The sequence below is a fragment of the Amycolatopsis sp. NPDC104863 genome, from assembly GCF_055582965.1.
Window position 1 is genome coordinate 947,158 of the sequence record NZ_JBVJOW010000003.1, and the last position, 20,344, is coordinate 967,501.

1 protein-coding gene is annotated in these 20,344 nt (G+C 75.3%); it reads left to right on the forward strand.

Annotated elements, in window-relative coordinates; all coding sequences use genetic code 11:
• Window positions 1–9: 9 nt before the first annotated feature.
• Entirely contained in the window at window positions 10–20,259 is a 20,250-nt protein-coding gene (locus tag ACZ63J_RS20820; RefSeq protein WP_465439570.1) for a type I polyketide synthase, read from the forward strand.
• Window positions 20,260–20,344: the final 85 nt, after the last annotated feature.

Here is a 20,344-nt window from a genome sequence, read left to right on the forward strand (position 1 = left end):
CGAGCGCTGATGGACAACGAAGAAAAGCTCCGGCACTTCCTCAAGCGGGTCACCGTGGAGCTGCAGGAGACCCGCGCGAAGCTGCGGGAGGCCGAGACGGCCGACCAGGAGCCGATCGCGGTCGTCGGCCTCGGCTGCCGCTTCCCCGGCGGGGCGTCGAGCCCCGAAGCGTTGTGGGACCTGCTTTCCGAGGGCCGGGACGCCATCACGGAGTTCCCCGCCGACCGCGGCTGGGACGTCGAGCGGCTGCACGACCCGGACGGCGCGTCGCGCGGCACGTCGTATGTGCGCCACGGCGGGTTCCTGCACGACGCGGGCGACTTCGACCCGGCGTTCTTCGGCATCTCGCCGCGCGAGGCGCTGGTCATGGACCCGCAGCAGCGGCTGATGCTGGAGATCTCGTGGGAGGCGGTCGAGCGCGCCGGGATCGACCCGTCGTCGCTGCGCGGCTCGGCGACCGGGGTGTTCACCGGCACGAACTTCCAGGACTACATCCACCTCGCGGCGAGCGCCGCCGAAGGCGCCGAGGACTACCTTTCGACGGCCAACGCCTCGAGTGTCCTGTCCGGCCGGGTCGCCTACGCGCTCGGTCTCGAAGGCCCGGCGATCACCGTCGACACCGCATGCTCGGCGTCACTGGTCGCGATGCACCTGGCCGCGCACGCGCTGCGCCGCGGCGACTGCTCCCTGGCCCTGGCCGGCGGCGCGACCGTGATGGCCACACCGACGTTGTTCATCGCCTTCAGCCGTCAGCGCGGGCTCGCGCCCGACGGCCGCTGCCGCTCGTTCGCCGAGGGCGCCGCGGGCACCGGCTGGGGTGAGGGCGCCGGTGTCCTCGTGCTCGAACGGCTGTCCGACGCCGAGCGCAACGGCCATCGCGTGCTCGCGGTCCTGCGCGGCAGCGCGGTCAACCAGGACGGCGCGTCCAACGGCCTGACCGCCCCGAGCGGCCCGGCGCAGGAACGGGTCATCCGCGCGGCGCTCGCCGGCGCGGGGCTGACCCCGGCCGACGTCGACGCCGTCGAGGCGCACGGCACCGGCACCACCCTCGGCGACCCGATCGAGGCCCGCGCGCTGGCCGCCACCTACGGCCGCGACCGCGACGGCGAGCCGCTGTGGCTGGGCTCGGTCAAGTCGAACCTCGGGCACACCCAGGCCGCCGCCGGTGTGGCCGGGGTGCTGAAGATGGTCCTGGCGCTGCAGCACGGCGTCCTGCCGGAGACCCTGGGCGTCGACGCGCCGACGTCGGCGCTGGACTGGGACGGCAGCGGGCTCGCGCTGGTCACCGGCACCCGGCCGTGGCCGGCGACCGGGCGGCCGCGCCGGGCCGGCGTCTCGTCGTTCGGGCTGAGCGGCACCAACGCGCACGTCATCCTGGAGCAGGCGCCCGCGGTCGAGGCCGTGGCCGAGCCGGCGCCGCGGGTGCCCGGCGTGCTGAACTGGCCGGTGTCCGGCAAGAACGCCGCCGGACTGCGGGGCCAGGCCGCCCGCTTGCTGTCCTTTGTGGACTCAGAGCCGTCGCTCGTGGACCTGGCTTACTCGCTCGGGGTCTCGCGGGCCGCGCTGCCGCACCGCGCGGTCGTCACCGGGTCCACTGTGGACGACCTGCGAGCTGGACTGTCCGCGCTGGCCGAGGGGAACGGTCCTTCCGGCGTCGCGACGTCCGGAGCGGTCGCGTTCCTGTTCACCGGACAGGGGTCGCAGCGCGCCGGGATGGGCCTGGAACTGCGCGAAGCGTTCCCGGTGTTCGCCGAGGCGTGGGACGCCGTGTGCGCCCACCTCGACCCGGCGCTCACCGAGGTCGTGCGCACCGGCGCCGGTCTCGACGACACGAAGCACGCGCAGGCCGCGCTGTTCGCCCTGGAGGTCGCGCTCTTCCGGCTCGTGGAGTCGTGGGGGCTGCGGCCGGACTACCTGCTCGGGCACTCCGTCGGCGAGCTGGCCGCGGCGCACGTCGCCGGGGTGTTCTCGCTGGAAGACGCTTGTGCGCTCGTCACCGCGCGCGGCCGGCTCATGCAGGAGCTGCCGGTCGGGGGCGCGATGCTGGCCGCCGAGCTCACCGAGGCCGAAGCCCGTGAGCTGATCACCGGCCCGGAGGTCTCGCTGGCCGCGGTCAACGGGCCGGACTCCGTGGTGTTCTCCGGGGACGCGGCGGCCATCGACGCCCTGGAAACCGCGCTGGGCGACCGGCGGACCAAGCGGCTGCGGGTGAGCCACGCCTTCCACTCGGCGCGGATGGAGCCGATGCTCGGCGAGTTCGCCGCCGTCGCGCGCCGGATCTCCTACGGCGAGGCGACGCTGCCGATCGTTTCGAACCGCACCGGCCTCGTCGCGACGGCTGGGGAGCTTCAGGATCCGGCCTACTGGGTGTCCCATGTGCGGGACACTGTCCGGTTCGGCGACGGCGTGCGGTGGCTGGCCGACCGGGACGTCACCCGGTTCGTCGAGCTGGGCCCGGACGGCGTGCTGTCCGCGATGGCGAGTGGCGCCGGCGACGACGTCAAGTGTGTGCCACTGCTGCGGGCCGGACGGCCGGAAGAGCAGTCCGCGGCCTCCGCGGTCGCCGCGCTGCACGTCGCCGGTGTTCCCGTTGACTGGCGCGGGTTCTACGCCGGTGCGCGGCTGATCGACCTGCCGACGTACGCGTTCCAGCACGAGCGCTACTGGCCGGCCGCGACGCCGCCGGGCGCGGTGGCGACCGACCCGGGCGGGCTCGGCCTGACCGCGGCCGGTCACCCGCTGCTCGGCGCGGCGACCGGCCTGGCCGACGGTGAAGGCCACCTGTTCACCGGCCGGCTCTCCGCCACGGCGACACCGTGGCTGGCCGACCACGTCATCATGGGCGCGATCCTGTTGCCCGGCACGGCTTTCCTGGAGCTGGCGATGCGGGCGGGCGACAGCGTCGGCTGCCCGCGCGTCGCCGAGCTCACCCTCGAAGCGCCGCTGGTGCTCCCCGACCGGGGTGGCGTCCGGCTGCAGCTGCTCGTCGGCGCCCCGGACCACGCGGGGCGGCGCGCGTTCACCGTCCACTCGCGACTCGAGGACGAACCCGAGGACACGGCGTGGGAACGGCACGCCGGCGGTGTGCTCGCGCCGGGCGCCGCGGCCCCGGCGCCGGTCGAGTGGCCGCCCGCCGAGGCCGAGGAAGTCGACCTCACCGGGTTCTACGACGGCTTGGCGTCGGCCGGGTTCGGCTACGGCCCGGCGTTCCAGGGGCTGGAGCGCGTCTGGCGCCGCGGGACCGAGGTGTTCGCCGAGGTGACCCGGCCCGAGCAGGCCGGCGCGACCGACGCGTACGGGCTGCACCCGGCGGTACTCGACGCGGCGTTGCACGCGCTGGGCGCGGCGGACCGCGGCGAGGACGCGGACCGGCTGCTGCCGTTCGCGTGGTCGGACGTCACGCTGCACGCGCCGGGCGCGTCGGCGCTGCGGGTGCGGATCGACGCGGCGGACCCGGTGTCGGTGGCCATCGAGGTCGCCGACACGGCGGGCGAGCCGGTCGCCTCGGTGGAGGCGTTGGCCCTTCGACCGGTGGCCGCGGGCACCGGCGCGGGCCGGAAAGCCCGGCACGAGTCCCTGTTCACCGTGGACTGGGTCCCGGTCCCGGCGAGCGCGGCGGCCGGTCCGGTGGACTGGCCGGCCCTGGAAGACGCCACCGGGACGCCCTCCCACGTCGTCTACCGGCCGACCGGCGGGGACACCCCCGAAGCCGTCCGCGAGACCCTGCGCGAAGTCCTCCACACCGTTCAAGACTGGCTGGATCACTCCACGGACTCCCACCTGGTGGTCGTCGCCAGTTCGACCGACTTCGCGACCGCGCCGATCTGGGGCCTCCTCGGCTCCGCGCAGGCCGAACAGCCCGGCCGCATCACGCTCGTCGACACCGATGACGACGAGCTGCTCGCCGCGGCCGTCGGGCTGGGGGAGCCGAAGGTCGTCGTCCGCGAGGGGCGGCTGCACGTCCCGCGGCTCGGCCGGGCGGCTGTCGCACCCGCTGCCGAAGGCCGCTTCGACGGCACCGTCCTCATCACCGGCGGCCTCGGCGGCCTGGGTTCGCACCTCGCCCGCCACCTGGTCGCCGAGCACGGCGCCCGCCGCCTGCTGCTCGTCGGCCGCCGCGGCCCCGATACGCCGGGTGCGGCCGAGCTGATCGCCGAGCTGGGCGTCGACGCCACCGCGATCGCTTGCGACGTAACCGATCGCGACGCCCTCGCCCGGATCTTCGCCGAGCACGAGATCACCGCCGTTGTGCACACCGCGGGCAGGCTCGACGACGCCACCTTCGGGTCGCTGAACGAAGACCAGCTCGACGCCGTCCTGCGCCCCAAGGTCGACGCCGCCTGGCACCTCCACGAACTGGCCGAACACGCCGAGACCTTCGTGCTGTTCTCTTCCGTGGCCGGGGTTTTCGGCGCGGCCGGGCAGGGCAACTACGCCGCCGGCAACGCCTTCCTCGACGCCCTCGCCGCCCACCGGCGCGCGCACGGCCAGGCCGCCGTGAGCCTCGCCTGGGGCGCGTGGGAGACCGGCATGGCCGGCACTCTCACCGACGCCGACCGCGACCGGATGACCCGCGCGGGCACGCCGCCGCTGACCGTCGAGCAGGGCTTGAGCCTGTTCGACGCCGCCCTCGGCGCCGACGACGCTCTGCTCGCCCCGGTCCGGCTGGACCTCGACACGCTCTCGGCCGCGCCCGAGGTGCCGCCGTTGCTGCGCCGCCTGGTCCGGGGGAGCGCGCGCCGCCGGCCGCGGGCCGACTCCGGCCTCACCGCGCGGCTCGCCGGGCTCGCCCCGGCCGACCGGCAGCGCGCGCTGGTCGACCTCGTCCGCACGCACGTCGTCGGTCTCCTCGGCTACAGCTCGCTCGGCCAGGTCGAACCCGGGCAGTCCTTTTCGGACCTCGGCTTCGACTCGCTGTCCGCGGTCGAGCTGCGCAACGCCGTCCAGGCCGACACCGGCCTGCGCCTGCCCGCGACGCTCGTCTTCGACTACCCGACCGTCCTCGCGCTGGCCCGCCACCTGCACGACGAGCTGGTCGGCACCCTCGACGCCACCACGCCGACCCCGGTGCGCGCGACGCCGGTCGAAGCCGACCCGGTGGTCATCGTGTCCATGGGCTGCCGCTACCCGGGCGGCATCACCTCGCCCGACGAGCTGTGGGACTTCGTGCTCGGCGACGGGGACGGCGTCTCCCACTTCCCGGGCGACCGCGGCTGGCCGGTCGACGCGCTCTACCACCCGGACCCCGACCACGCGGGCACCAGCTACACCCGCGAAGGCGGCTTTCTCGACGACGTCGCCGGCTTCGACCCCGGCTTCTTCGGCATCTCCCCGCGCGAGGCCCTCGCGATGGACCCGCAGCAGCGGCAGCTGCTCGAAACGTCTTGGGAGGCCCTGGAACGCGCGGGCATCCGGCCGGAAACCCTGCGCGGCAGCCGCACCGGCGTCTACGCGGGCATCATGTACCACGACTACCTCGGCGCGAACGTCGAGTTCCCGGCCGACTCGCTCGGCTACCTCGGCACCGGCAACGCGGGCAGCGTGCTGTCCGGCCGGCTGTCCTACGTCTTCGGCCTAGAAGGGCCGTCGGTCACCGTCGACACGGCGTGCTCGTCGTCGCTGGTCGCGCTGCACATGGCCGCGACCGCGCTGCAGCGCGGCGAGTGCGAGCTGGCGCTCGCCGGCGGCGTCACCGTGATGGCGACCCCGGGCACGTTCATCGACTTCAGCCGCCAGCGCGGCCTCGCCGCCGACGGCCGCTGCAAGTCCTACGCCGACGCCGCCGACGGGGTCGGCTGGTCCGAAGGGGTCGGCGTCCTCGTCCTGGAACGGCTGTCCGACGCGAAGCGCAACGGACACCCGGTCCTCGCCGTGGTCCGCGGCAGCGCGGTCAACTCCGACGGCGCGTCCAACGGCCTGACCGCCCCGAACGGCCCGTCGCAGCAACGCGTGATCCGCCAGGCGCTCACCGCCGCCGGACTGTCCACTTCGGACGTCGACGTCGTCGAAGGCCACGGCACCGGCACCACGCTGGGCGACCCGATCGAGGCCCAGGCGCTGCTGGCCACCTACGGCCAGGAGCGTGACGAGTTCCGGCCGCTGCTGCTCGGCTCGGTCAAGTCGAACCTCGGGCACACCCAGGCGGCGGCCGGGGTCGCCGGCGTGATCAAGTCCGTGTACGCGCTGCGGTCCGGCGTGGTGCCGAAGACCCTGCACGTCGACGCGCCGTCGTCCCATGTGGACTGGACGGCTGGGGACATCGAGCTGGTCACCGCGACCCGGCCGTGGCCGGAGACCGGGCGCCCGCGCCGCGCGGCGGTGTCGTCGTTCGGCATCAGCGGCACCAACGCCCACGTCGTGCTGGAACAGCCCCCGGCGGCCGAGCCGGGACCCGCGTCCGCCGAGCGGCCCGCGCCGTGGCTGCTGTCGGCCCGCACCCCGGAAGCCCTGCGGGCGCAGGCGACCCGGCTGCTGGCCACCGCGGTCGGCGACCGGCCCGGTGACGTCGCCTGGTCGCTGGCCACGACCCGCACGACCTTCGAGCACCGCGCGGTGCTGACCGGCGACCCGCTCGCGGCGCTCGCCGCCCTGGCCGCGGGCGCCGAGGCGCCGGGTCTCACGACCGGCGAAGCGGTTTCCGGTGCCCGCACGGCGTTCCTGTTCACCGGCCAGGGCGCCCAGCGCGCCGGCGCCGGCCGGGTCCTCCACGACCGGTTCCCGGTGTTCGCCGCCGCCCTCGACGAGGTCTGCGCGCAGTTCGACTTTCCGCTGCGGGAAAAGATGTTCGACGCCGACGGGTCGCTGGAGTCCACCGACCTCGCCCAGCCCGCGCTGTTCGCGCTCGAGGTCGCGCTGTTCCGGCTGGTGCGCTCCTGGGGTGTCACGCCGGACCTGCTGCTCGGGCACTCGATCGGCGAGCTGGCCGCGGCGCACGTCGCCGGGGTCTTCTCCCTCGAGGACGCCTGTCGCCTGGTCGCCGCCCGCGGCCGCCTGATGGCCGCGCTGCCCGCCGGCGGCGCGATGGTCGCGATCAACGCCCCCGAAGCCGCTGTGTCGGAAGCCCTGACCGACCGGGTTTCGATCGCCGCGGTCAACGGGCCGGAGTCGGTCGTCGTCTCGGGCGACGCGGACGCCGTCACCGAGCTCGCCGCCACCTTCGCCGCGGACGGGCGCCGCACCCGCCGGCTCGACGTGAGCCACGCCTTCCACTCGCCGCTGATGGACCCGATGCTCGAGGACTTCCGCGCCGTCGCGGAGACGGTCGAGTACGCGCCCGTCGAGCTTCCGGTGGTGTCGAACCTGACCGGCGCGGTCGCCGGTGACGAACTGTCCACAGCGGACTACTGGGTGCGGCACGTCCGCGCCGCCGTCCGGTTCGCCGACGGCGTCTCGACCCTGCTCGCCGACGGCGTCACGGCGTTCCTGGAACTCGGCCCGGCCGGCGTGCTCAGCGCGCTGGCCGCGGAAACCCTGCCGCCGGAAGCGGTCGCCGTCCCATGCCTGCGCCGCGACCGCGACGAAGACGACTCGGTCGTCGACGCGCTCACCGCATTGCACCTGCACGGTGTCGACGTCGGCTGGGAGTCCTACCTGGACACCGGCCGGGCGGTCGAGCTGCCGACGTACCCGTTCCAGCACGAACGGTTCTGGCCGCGGGTGGCCCTGCTGACCGGCGGCGCCGGCCTCGACGCCGTCGCCCACCCGCTGCTGAGCGGCGGCATCGAGCTGCCCGAGTCGGACGGTTTCCTCTACACCGCACGGCTTTCCCTTGCGTCGCACCCGTGGCTGGCCGGGCACCGGATCGCCGGCTCGGTGCTGCTGCCGGGCACCGCGCTGCTGGAGCTGGCCACCGCGGCCGGCGAGCAGGCCGGCTGCCCGGCCGCCGGCGAGCTGACCCTCGAAGCGCCGCTGGTCCTGGCCGAGGAGACCGGCACGCACGTCCAGGTCGCCGTCGGCGCCCCGGGCGAGGACGGCGAGCGGCCGGTCTCGATCTACTCGCGCCGCGAAGACGCCCCCGACGAGCTGTGGACCCGTCACGCCGGCGGTACGCTGCGTCCTGCCGCCGAGCCCGCGGCCGCGGTCACCCGCCCGGCCGACGCCACCGAGATCGACCTCGACGGCCTCTACGACCGGTTCGCCGACCAGGGTTTCGAGTACGGCCCGGCGTTCCGCGGCCTGACCGCCGCGTGGAGCCACGGCGAAGACGTCTACGCCGAAGCCGAGCTGCCCGAGGACGAGCCCGCCGAGGGGTTCGGCCTGCACCCGGCGCTGCTCGACGCGTGCCTGCACGCGACGTCGTTCAGCTCCGCCGTGCGGCCGGGCGCCCTGCCGTTCTCGTGGGAGGGCGTCACCGTGCACGCCTCGGGCGCGACCGCGGTGCGGCTGCGCGTCACGCCCGCCGGCGACGACGCGGTGTCCCTGCACCTGGTCGATCCCGACGGCGAGCCGGTCGCGACCGTGCGTTCGCTCGTGCTGCGGCCCCAGTCCGCGGCGCCGGCCGTCGACCGCGACTCGCTGTTCCGGCTCGACTGGGCGCCGATCGCCGTCGGCGCGCCCGAAACCGGCCCGGTCTCGGTCGCCGGGGCCGACCCGCTCGGCGTCGCCGGGGTGTTCCCGGCCGCCGCGCGGCTTTCCGGCCCCCTCGACGCCCGGGACGGCGTTGTCCTGTGGCCGGTCGCCGCCGCCGAAGGCGCCGACATCGTGCGGGAGACCCACGAACTGACCACGCACGTGCTGGGCGTGCTGCAGGACTGGCTGGCCGGCGAGCGGCCCGCGCGGCTCGTCCTGGTCACCCGCGGCGCGACGACCGGGGCCGACCTGCCCGCGGCCGCCGTGTGGGGCCTGGTCCGCACCGCCCAGGTCGAGCACCCGGGCCGCGTCGCGCTGATCGACCTCGACGGCGCCGACGCGTCCCTGACCGCGTTGCCAGCCGCGCTCACCACCGGTGAACCGCAGCTCACGCTCGTCAACGGCGAACCGCGGGCCGCCCGCCTCGCGCGCGCCGACGCGCCGGATGCCGAAAGCCCCGGCTGGGACCCGGAGGGCACCGTGCTCATCACCGGGGGCACCGGCGGGCTCGGCGGGCTGCTGGCCCGCCACCTCGTCACCGAGCACGGCGCGCGGCGCCTGCTGCTGGTCGGCCGCCGCGGCCCGGCCGCCGACGGCGCGGCCGAGCTGGCCGCCGGCCTCACCGCGGCCGGCGCCCACGTCGACGTCGAGGCCTGCGACATCGCCGACCGCGACGCGCTGGCGGCCCTGCTCGCCGCCGTCCCGGCCGAGCACCCGCTCACCGCGGTCGTGCAGACCGCCGGTGTCCTCGACGACGGCGTCCTCGGCTCGCTCACGCCGGACCGGCTGGCGGCTGTGCTGCGCCCGAAGGTCGACGCGGCCTGGAACCTGCATGAGCTGACCCGCGACCTCCCGCTCCGAGCGTTCGTCTCGTTCTCTTCGGTCGCGGGCACCTTCGGCGGCGCCGGCCAGGCGAACTACGCCGCGGCCAACGCGTTCCTCGACGCGCTCGCCCTGCACCGCGCGGCTGAGAGCCTCCCGGCGCAGTCGCTGGGCTGGGGTCCGTGGGCCGCGGCCACCGGCATGACCCGGACCCTCGGCGAAGCCGACTTCGAACGGATGGCCCGGCTCGGCATGCCCGTGCTGCAGCCGGAGCAGAGCATCCGGCTCTTCGACCGGGCGCTCACCACCGATCGCGCGGTGCTGCTGCCGGTCCGCCTCGACCTCCCGGTGATCCGGACGCAGCCGGAGATCCCGCCGCTGCTGCGCGGCCTGGTGCGTGTCACCGGCCGCAAGCAGGCCGGCCGCGGCTCGGCCGGGCTGGTCCGCCGCCTCGCCGGCCTGACCCCGGACGAGCGGGCCGACCTGCTGCTGACGCTCGTGCGTGACCAGGTCGCGCTCGTGCTCGGCCATTCCGGCGCCACGGCCGTCTCGGCGACGAAGACGTTCCAGGAGCTGGGGTTCGACTCGCTCACCGCGGTCGACCTGCGCAACAAGCTGACCGCCGCGTCCGGCGTCGCACTGCCGGCCACGACGGTGTTCGACTACCCGACGGTCACCGCGCTGGCCCGGCACCTCGCCGAGCACCTCGGCGAAGGGGACGGCGACCGCGTCGACGTCGCGCCGGTCCGGGCCGCGGTGGCCGACGAGCCGATCGCGATCGTCGCGATGAGCTGCCGCTACCCGGGCGGCGTCACCACCCCGGAAGAGCTCTGGGACCTGGTCGCCGGCGGCACCGACGCGATCACCGAGTTCCCCGGCGACCGCGGCTGGGACGTCGACGCGCTCTACGACCCCGACCCGGACCACCCGGGCACCTCCTACACCCGCCACGGCGGCTTCCTGCACGACGCGGCCGAGTTCGACGCGGCCTTCTTCGGGATGAGCCCGCGCGAGGCGGTCGCGACCGACACCCAGCAGCGGCTGCTCCTCGAAGTCTCGTGGGAGGCGTTCGAGCGGGCCGGCATCGACCCGCGCAGCCTGCGCGGCAGCCGGACCGGCGTCTTCGCCGGCGTGATGTACAACGACTACAACAGCCTGGTCGCGGGCGCGGACCTCGAGGCCTACCAGGGCAACGGCAGCGCGGGCAGTGTCGCTTCCGGGCGCGTCGCCTACGTGCTCGGCCTGGAGGGCCCGGCGGTCACCGTCGACACGGCGTGTTCGTCGTCGCTGGTGGCCCTGCACTGGGCCGCGCAGGCCCTGCGCTCGGGGGAGTGCTCGCTGGCGCTCGCCGGGGGTGTCACGGTCATGTCGACCCCGGGCACGTTCGTCGGGTTCTCGCGCCAGCGCGGGCTTTCCCCGGACGGCCGCTGCAAGTCCTTCGGCGACGGCGCGGACGGCGTCGGCTGGTCCGAAGGCGCCGGGATGCTGCTGCTGGAACGGGTTTCCGACGCGAAGCGCAACGGGCACCCGATCCTCGCCGTGGTGCGGGGCAGCGCGGTCAACTCCGACGGCGCGTCCAACGGCCTGACCGCCCCGAACGGCCCGTCGCAGCAACGCGTGATCCGCCAGGCGCTTTCCGTCGCCGGTCTGTCCACTTCGGACGTCGATGTCGTCGAAGGCCACGGCACCGGGACCACGCTGGGCGACCCGATCGAGGCGCAGGCCCTGCTGGCCACCTACGGCCAGGAGCGCGAAACCCCGCTGCTGCTCGGCTCGGTGAAGTCGAACATCGGCCACACGCAGGCCGCGGCCGGCGTGGCCGGCGTGATCAAGATGGTGGCCGCGCTGCGGCAGGGCGTCGTCCCGCCGTCGCTGCACGCCGGAGCGGTGTCTTCGCACGTCGACTGGGCGAGCGGGGACGTCGAGGTCGTCACCGGGAACCGGCCGTGGCCGGAGACCGGCCGGGCGCGGCGCGCCGCGGTGTCGTCGTTCGGCATCAGCGGCACCAACGCCCACACGATCCTCGAGCAGGCGCCGGAACCCGTGGCCGTCCCGGAGCCGCCGGACGCCGGGGTCGTGCCGTGGCCGCTGTCGGCCACCACGGAACCGGCCCTGCGCGAGCAGGCCGCGCGCCTGGCCGGGCTCGACGTCAACCGCGTCGACGCCGGCCACACCCTCGCCACCGGCCGGGCCGCGTTCGACCACCGCGCGGTGGTGCTCTCGGAGCACCGCGGGGAGCTGGCCGCCGCGCTGGACGCGCTCGCCGCCGGCGAACCGCACCCGGCCGTCGTCACCGGCCGGGTCGCCGAGCAGGCGAAGCTGGCCGCGGTGTTCGCCGGCCAGGGCGCCCAGCGGCTCGGCATGGGCCGCCGGCTCTACGCGCGGTACCCCGTGTTCGCCCGGGCCTGGGACACGATCGCCGAGCAGCTGCCCGGCGACTGGGCCGGGATCGTCTGGGGCGAGAACTCCCGGCGGCTGGCCGGCACGGCCGCCGCGCAACCCGCGCTGTTCGCCCTGGAAGTCGCGCTCTACCGGCTCTTCGAGTCGTGGGGCGTGCGGCCCGACCACGTGCTCGGGCACTCGGTCGGCGAGATCGCGGCCGCGCACGTCGCGGGGGTGCTGTCCCTGCCCGACGCCTGCACGCTGGTGCGGGCCCGCGCCGAGCTGATGGGCGCGCTGCCGGCCGGCGGCGCGATGGTGTCGGTGCGGGCGACCGAGGACGAGGTCCGGCCCCTGCTGGGCGACGACGTCGCGATCGCGGCGGTCAACGGCCCGGACGCCGTCGTGCTCGCCGGGGCCGAGGAGGCCGTGCTCGCGGTCGCGGGCCGGTTCGAGAAGACCAAGCGGCTGACCGTGTCGCACGCTTTCCACTCGCCGCTGATGGACCCGATGCTCGCGGACTTCCGCGCGGTCGCCGAAGGGCTGACGTACGCGCCGCCGCGGATCCCGGTGGTTTCGACGGTCACCGGTGCGCTCGTCACGGAGTTCTCGGCGGAGCACTGGGTGGCCAACGTCCGCCGCACGGTCCGGTTCGCCGACGGGGTGACGGCGCTGCACGAGCACGGCGTACGGGTGTTCGCCGAGTTCGGCCCGGACGGCGTCCTGTCCGCCATGACGGCGGGTGTGCTCGCCGACGCGATCACGGTCCCGTTGCTGCGCAAGGAAAACCCCGAGCCGCGGGCGGCGCTGGCCGGGCTCGCGGGCCTCCACGTGGCCGGCGTCCGCGTCGACTGGGCGGCGGTGCTGCCCGGCGGGCGGCGCGCGGAGCTGCCGACGTATGCGTTCCAGCGCGAGCGGTTCTGGCCCCGCGGCGGCGCGACTCCCCGCGGGGACGCGACGGCGGCGGGCCTGGGCGTCGGCGGCCACCCGATGGTCGGGGCCGTGGTGCGCCCGGCCGGGTCAGACGAGGTGCTGCTGACCAGCCGGCTGTCGGTGTCGGGGCACCCGTGGCTGCGCGGGCACGTCGTCGGAGGAGCGGTGGTGCTGCCCGGGACGGTGTTCGCGGAGCTGGCCCTGCGCGCCGGCGGTGAAGCCGGCACCCCGTGCCTGGACGAGCTGACCCTGGAGGCGCCGCTGGTGCTGCCGGAGGGCGGCGGTGTCCAGCTGCAGCTGCTCGTTTCGAAGGCGCGCGAGGACGGCCGCCGGACACTGACCGTCCACTCGCGACCGGAGGACGGCGACGACCTGACGTGGGTCCGGCACGCGACCGGCGCGCTCGGCCCGCACCGCGCGTCGGCGGAGGTCTTCCCGTGGCCCCCGTCCGCGGCGCCGGCCGGCCTGTCTTCGCACTACGAAAGCCTGGCGGGATCGGGGTTGGCGTACGACGGCACGTTCCGCGGCCTGAAGGCGGCCTGGGTGTCGGGCGACGAGGTGTTCGCCGAGGTGGCGCTGCCCGCGGACGACGCGGGCGAGGCCGGCGCGTTCGGCCTGCACCCGGCGCTGTTCGACGCGTGCTTGCATGCGATCGGCCTGCTCGGCGGCGAGGCGGGGCTGCCGTTCGCGTGGGAGGGTGTGCAGCTGCACGCCACCGGCGCGGCTTCGGTCCGCGTCCGGATCGCCCGCACCGGCGCGGGGGTGTCACTGACGATCGCGGACACGGCCGGCGAGCTGGTGGCCGAGGTGGCAAGCCTGCGCCTGCGGCAGCCGGCGGAGGTGCGTTCGGGCCCGGTGGGCCAGGAGAACCTGTACCGGTTGACGTGGACTCCGTTGGCGGTGGAGCCGAAGGAGCTCGGCACGGCGGGAGTGCTGTTCCTGCCGACACCCGGCGGCGGCTCGGCGGGCTCTGGCGCGCTGGGCGGTGGTCCGGCTAGTGCGGGTCCGGACTCGGCGAGCTCCGGCGTGCCGGGTGATGATCCGGTTGGTTCGGGTCCGGCCTCGGCGGGTTCCGGTGCGCTGGGCGGTGATCTGGTTGGTTCGGGTCGGGACTCAGCGAGTTCCGGTGCGCTGGGCGGTGATCTGGTTGCTTCGAGTCCGGGCTCAGCGGGCTCCGGTGCGCCGGGTGAGGCTTCTTCAGCCGACTCCGACTCCGACCCCACGTCCTCCGCGCCCGAAACCGCCGAGCTCCTCGCCTCAGCCGGGATCTCCACCACCTTCGCCGACCTCGAAGCCGCGGCCAGCGCCGCACCCGGCCTGGTCGTCCTGCCCCTCCTCGACCCGCCGGCCGGCGACCTCGCCACCGCCGCCCTCGACCTCACCACCCGGATCCTGGACCTCCTCCAGCGCTGGCTCGCCGACGACCGCCTCCGCGAAACCCGCCTGGCCGTCCTCACCCGCGGGGCCACCGAGGGCGATCCCGTCGCCGCGGCGGTGTGGGGTCTGGTGCGCTCGGCGCAGGCCGAGCACCCCGGCCGCGTCACGCTTCTCGATCTCGACGACACCGGTGCGCACCTGGCCGCCGCCCTCGCGGCCGGTGAGCCGCAGGTTGCCGTCAAGGACGGGCGGGTGCACGGCGGTCGGCTCGCCCGGGTCGCGGTCCGGCCCGAAACGCCGGCCTTCGGCGACCCGGACGGCACCGTCCTCGTCACCGGCGGCACCGGTGGCCTCGGTGCCGTCTTCGCCCGGCACCTCGCCGCCGAACACGGGATGCGGCGGCTGCTGCTCGTGAGCCGCAGCGGGGGAGACCCCGCCGAGGTCGCCACGCTCGTCGCGGAGCTCGCCGCGCACGGCGCCGAAGCCACCGCCGTCGCCTGTGACGTCGCCGATCGGGACGCCCTCAAGACGCTCATCGACGGGCTCGAACACCCGCTGACCGCTGTGGTGCACAGCGCCGGCGTCCTCGACGACGGAGTTCTGGACTCCCAGACCGCGGAGAGCTTCGCGCGGGTGTTGCGACCCAAGGTCGCCGGGGCCTGGAACCTGCACGAGCTGACCCGGGACCTCCGGTCGTTCGTCGTGTTCTCCTCGGTCGCCGGCACCGTCGGCACCGCGGGGCAGGCCAACTACGCCGCCGCCAACGCCTTCCTCGACGCCCTCGCCCGCCGCCGGCACGCGGCCGGCCTGCCCGCCACCTCGCTCGCGTGGGGTCCGTGGGCGACCGGCAGCGGCATGACCAGCGCCCTGTCCGAAGCCGACCTCGCGCGCATGGCGCGGGCCGGCACCCCAGCCATCCCGGCCGAACTGGGCACCACGCTGTTCGACGCCGCCCTCGCCGCCGAGGTCCCGGACGTCGCGCCGGTCCGGCTCGACCTGCCCGTCCTGCGCGCCATGGGTGACGTCCCGCCGGTGCTGCGCGGCCTCATCCGGGTGCCGCTCAAGCGGTCCGCGGCGGGCGCCGAAGCGGCCGTCGGGCTCGTCCAGCGGCTCACCGCGCTCGACGCCGCTGGGCGCACCCGGGCCGTCCGCGAGCTGGTCACCACCCAGGTCGCGCAGGTGCTCGGGCACACCGACGGCGGCGCGATCGACGCCGGGCAGACGTTCCAGCAGCTCGGCTTCGACTCCCTGACCGCCCTCGAGCTGCGCAACCGGCTCGACGGCGTCACCGGTGTCCGGCTCGGCGCCACCGCCGTGTTCGACTACCCGACCGTGGCCGCTCTGGGCGAGCACCTCCTGGACGCGCTGCTCGGCTCCGGCGCCGTCGCCGCCGAGACCCCGGCGCCGGCCGCGGTGGCCGGCGACCCGATCGTCATCGTCGGCATGAGCTGCCGCTTCCCGGGCGGGGTCGCCTCGCCCGAGGACCTCTGGCGGCTGCTCACCGAAGAACGCGACGCCATCACGGCGTTCCCGGCCGACCGCGGCTGGGACGTCGGGTCGCTCTACCACCCGGACCCGGACCACCCGGGCACGACCTACACCCGCGAAGGCGGCTTCCTGCACGACGCGGGCGAGTTCGACCCCGAGTTCTTCGGGATGAACCCGCGCGAGGCGCTCGCCACCGACGCCCAGCAGCGGCTGCTGCTGGAAACCGGCTGGGAGGCCGTCGAACGCGCGGGCGTGGACCCGGTGTCCCTGCGTGGCAGCCGCACCGGCGTGTTCGTCGGCGTGATGTACAACGACTACGGCCTGACGCTCAACCACCTCGCCGACACCGACGGGTACGAGAGCAACGGCAGCTCGCCGAGCGTCGCCTCCGGCCGCGTCGCCTACACCTTCGGCTTCGAAGGCCCGACGCTGACCGTCGACACGGCCTGTTCGTCGTCGCTGGTCACCCTGCACCTCGCCGCGCAGGCGCTGCGCAGCGGCGAATGCGAGCTGGCGCTGGCCGGCGGGGTGACCGTGATGGCCACGCCGGGCACGTTCGTCGGGTTCAGCCGCCAGCGCGGGCTCGCGCCGGACGGGCGCTGCAAGGCGTTCTCCGACGACGCCGACGGCCTGGGCTTCGCCGAAGGCGCCGGCATGCTGCTGCTGGAACGGCAGTCCGACGCGGTGCGCAACGGCCACGAGATCCTCGCGGTCGTCCGCGGGTCCGCGGTCAACTCCGACGGCGCGTCCAACGGCCTGACCGCCCCGAACGGCCCTTCACAGCAACGGGTGATCCGCGCCGCGCTGGCGAACGCCGGACTGTCCACATCGGACGTCGACGCGGTCGAGGCGCACGGCACGGGCACCGCGCTCGGCGACCCGATCGAGGCGCAGGCGCTCATCGCCACCTACGGCCGGGACCGCGAAAACCCGCTGCCGATCGGCTCGGTCAAGTCCAACATCGGGCACACCCAGGCCGCGGCGGGGGTCGCCGGGATCATCAAGATGGTCCTCGCGATGCGCCACGGCGTCCTGCCGCGGTCACTGCACGCCGAAACGCGGTCGTCCCATGTGGACTGGGCGGACAGCGGGGTCGAGGTGCTCGCCGGCGCCCGGCCGTGGCCGGAGACCGGCCGGGTGCGCCGCGCGGCGGTGTCGTCGTTCGGCATCAGCGGCACCAACGCCCACGCCGTGCTCGAAGCCGGCCCGGCGCTCGCGCCCGTGCCCGAACCGGCGCAGGCGCCGCCGATCGTGCCGTGGGTGCTGTCCGGCCGGACCGCCGGCGCCCTGCGCGGGCAGGCCGAACGGCTGCTGGCGCACCTGGACGGCCAGGACGTCTCGGCGGTCGGCCGGGCGCTGTCCGGCCGGACGGCGTTCGCCCACCGGGCCGTCCTCGTCGGTGAGGACCGGGCCGGGCTCACCGCCGCGCTGACCGCGGTGGCGGCGGGCGAAGCGGCGCCGGACGTCGTGACCGGACGGACCTTCGGGACGCGCAACCCGGCCTTCGTCTTCCCCGGGCAGGGTTCGCAGTGGGCCGGGATGGCCAAGGACCTCCTGGCCGCGTCGCCGGTGTTCGCCGCGAAGCTGGCCGAATGCGCCGCCGCGCTGGCGGAGTTCGCCGACTGGTCCCTGCTCGACGTCCTCGACGACGCCGAGGCGCTCGAAGAGGTCGACATCGTCCAGCCGGCGCTGTGGGCGGTGATGGTGTCGCTCGCCGCGCTGTGGCGCGAGTTCGGTGTCGAACCGGCCGCGGTGGCCGGGCACTCGCAGGGCGAGATCGCCGCCGCGTGTGTCGCGGGTGGACTGTCCCTTCAGGATGGTGCCCGCGTGGTCGCCCTGCGCAGCCGCCTGATCCGGCAGAAGCTGGCCCGCACCGGGGTGATGCTCTCGGTGGTCGCCCCGGCCGACGACGTCCGTGCGCTCGTCGCGGAGCTCGGCGGCGAGGTCTCGATCGCCGCGGTGAACGGCCCCAAGCTGGTCACCGTCTCCGGCGACGAGACCGCGATGGCGAAGCTGGAGAAGCGGCTTTCGGCCGCCGGCATGATGCGCTGGCGGCTGGCCGGGGTGAACTTCGCCGCGCACTCGCCCCAGGTCGAGCTGCTGGAGGACGACCTGCTCGAGCTGCTCGCGCCGGTGTCGCCGCGCAGCTCGGCCGTGCCGTTCTTCTCGTCGGTGACCGGCGGGCTCCTCGACACCGCGGAGTTGGACGCCCGGTACTGGTACCGGAACCTGCGTCAGACGGTGCTGTTCGGCGAAGCGGCCGACGCGCTGGTGGCCGGCGGCGCGAGCGCGTTCGTCGAGCCCAGCCCGAACCCGGTGCTGAAGATGGCGCTCGAGCAGACCATGGACCGCACCGGCGAGCCGTTGGTGTTCCAGGAGACGTTGCACACCGGCGAAGGCGACTGGCGCCGGATGGTGACCGCGGTCGCCGGGGCGCACGCCCAGGGTGTCACGATCGACTGGGCCGCCTTCTACGAGCGCGCCGGCGTCACCGCGCGCGTGCCGCTGCCGACGTATGCCTTCCAGCGCAAGAACTACTGGCCGGAACCGGCGCCGCAGGCCGTCGCGAGCGGCGAGAGCGCCGCCGACGCGCGGCTGTGGGGCATGGTCGCGGCCACCGACGGCGAGGTGCTGGCTTCGGCGCTGGAGGTCGACCGGAGCGCGCTGGACGCCGTGCTGCCCGCGCTGGCGTCGTGGCGGGAGAAGCTGCGCACCGAGGCCGCCGTCGACCGCTGGTGGTACCGCATCGACTGGACCCCGCTGAAGCCGCCCGCCGGCAGCGCCGCGCCGGGCCGCTGGCTGGCCGTCGTCCCCGGAGACACCGGCGACACCGGCGACGGCTGGAGCGCTCGGGTGCTCGGCGCGCTGCCCGGCGACGTCACCGTGCTGACGGTGACCGACCCCGACCCGGCCGCGCTGGCCGCCCGCCTCGGGGAGCTGCCGGGACCGTTCGACGGCGTCGTCTCGCTGCTCGCGCTGAGCACGCGGAAGATCGACGCGGCGCCGACCGCGCCGCCGGGCGTCGTGCTCACCGCCGTCCTGGTCCAGGCGCTGGCCCGGGCCGAGGTCGAAGCCAAGCTGTGGTGCCTGACCCGCGAGGCGCTCCCGATCGAGGGACGGCACGCGGCCGCGGACACCGTCGGGCAGGCGGCGGTCTGGGGCTTCGGGCGCACCGTCGCGCTGGAACGCGCGGCGGCGTGGGGCGGGCTCGTCGAGCTGTCTGCCGAACCGGGCGAGGCCGACCTGCGGAACCTGCCGCACGTGCTGGCCGGGCTCGACGGCGAGGACCAGATCGCGCTGCGCGACGGCCGGTTGCTCGGGCGGCGGCTGCGCCGCACGACGGCGGCCGAGACCCCGGCGGTCACCCCGGCGCTGGCCGGTCCGGGCACGGTGCTGATCACCGGCGGCACGGGCGCGCTCGGCGTCGAGACGGCCCGCTGGCTGGCCGACGCCGGCGTCCGGCGGCTGTTGCTGACCAGCCGTCGCGGCCCCGACGCGCCGGGTGCGGCCGAGCTGGTCGAGGAGCTGACCGGCCGCGGCGCCGAGGTGTCGGTGGTGGCGTGCGACGTCGCCGATCGCGCCCAGGTCGAGGCGGTGCTGGCGGCGATCCCCGGATCGGATCCGCTGCGCGGCGTCGTCCACGCGGCCGGCGTCGCCCAGGACGGTGCCGACGTCGTCGCGCTGACCCTGGAAGAGGTCGAGGGCGTCCTGAAGTCCAAAGTCGAGGGTGCCCGGCACCTCGACGAGCTGGTCGGCGACCGGCCGCTCGACTTCTTCGTGCTGTACTCGTCGGTGTCGGGCATGCTCGGCAGCGGCAAGCTCAGCGCGTACGCCGCGGCGAACGCCTACCTCAACGCGCTGGCCGAAGACCGCGAACGCCGCGGCCTGCCCGGCGTGTCGATCGGCTGGGGCGTCTGGGGTGAGGCCGGGATGGCGCTGCAGGGCGACATGCTGGAGCACATGCAGCGCCACGGCCTGGTGCCGCTGGCGCCGGCGGAGGCGATGGTCGCGTTCGGCCGCGCGCTCGGCGTCCGCGGCGCGGTGCTGGCGGCGGACTTCGACTGGAACCGCTTCGCGCAGACGTTCACGCTGCCCCGCGAGAGCGCGTTGCTGAGCGAGCTGCCCGAGGTCCGCGAGGCCCTCTCGGCGGCGGGCTCGGAGCGCGACGCGGTGGTGGCCGAGGCGACCCTGCACGAGGAGCTGGCGGGCCTCGACCCGGCCGAGCGGCGCGACGCGCTGTTGCGGCTGGTCCGCGAGGTGGCGGCCGAGCTGCTGGGCTACGGCGAGCCGGGTGACATCGAGCCGGCGCAGGCGTTCCGCGAGATGGGCGTGGACTCCTTGGCGGCGGTGGAGGTCCGCAACGTCCTGGGCGAGCGCACCGGTTTGCGGCTGCCGTCGACGCTGGTGTTCGACCACCCGACGTCCCAGGCGGTGGCGGCCCACCTCCACCGCGAGCTGTTCGGCGACGAAGCCGACGCCCCGGCGTCGGCGGAGGAGGCCCGGGTCCGGAAGTTCCTGGCGGCGGTGTCGTTCGACCAGCTGCGGTCCCTGGGCCTGATGGAGCTGCTCTCGGAGGCGGCGGACCGTGCGGACCGGCCGGAGGAGGACGCCCGGCCGGACGAGGACGGCGACGTGGGCGACATGGACGCGGACGACCTGGTCCGCTTCGTCCTGGGCGGCGACCAGGACTGATCCTCACGCGACGAAGGCGGCACTTCCCCGGGAGGTGCCGCCTTCGTCGCGTCCAGGGCCAAGTCTGGGGGTTTCCGGGCTGGGC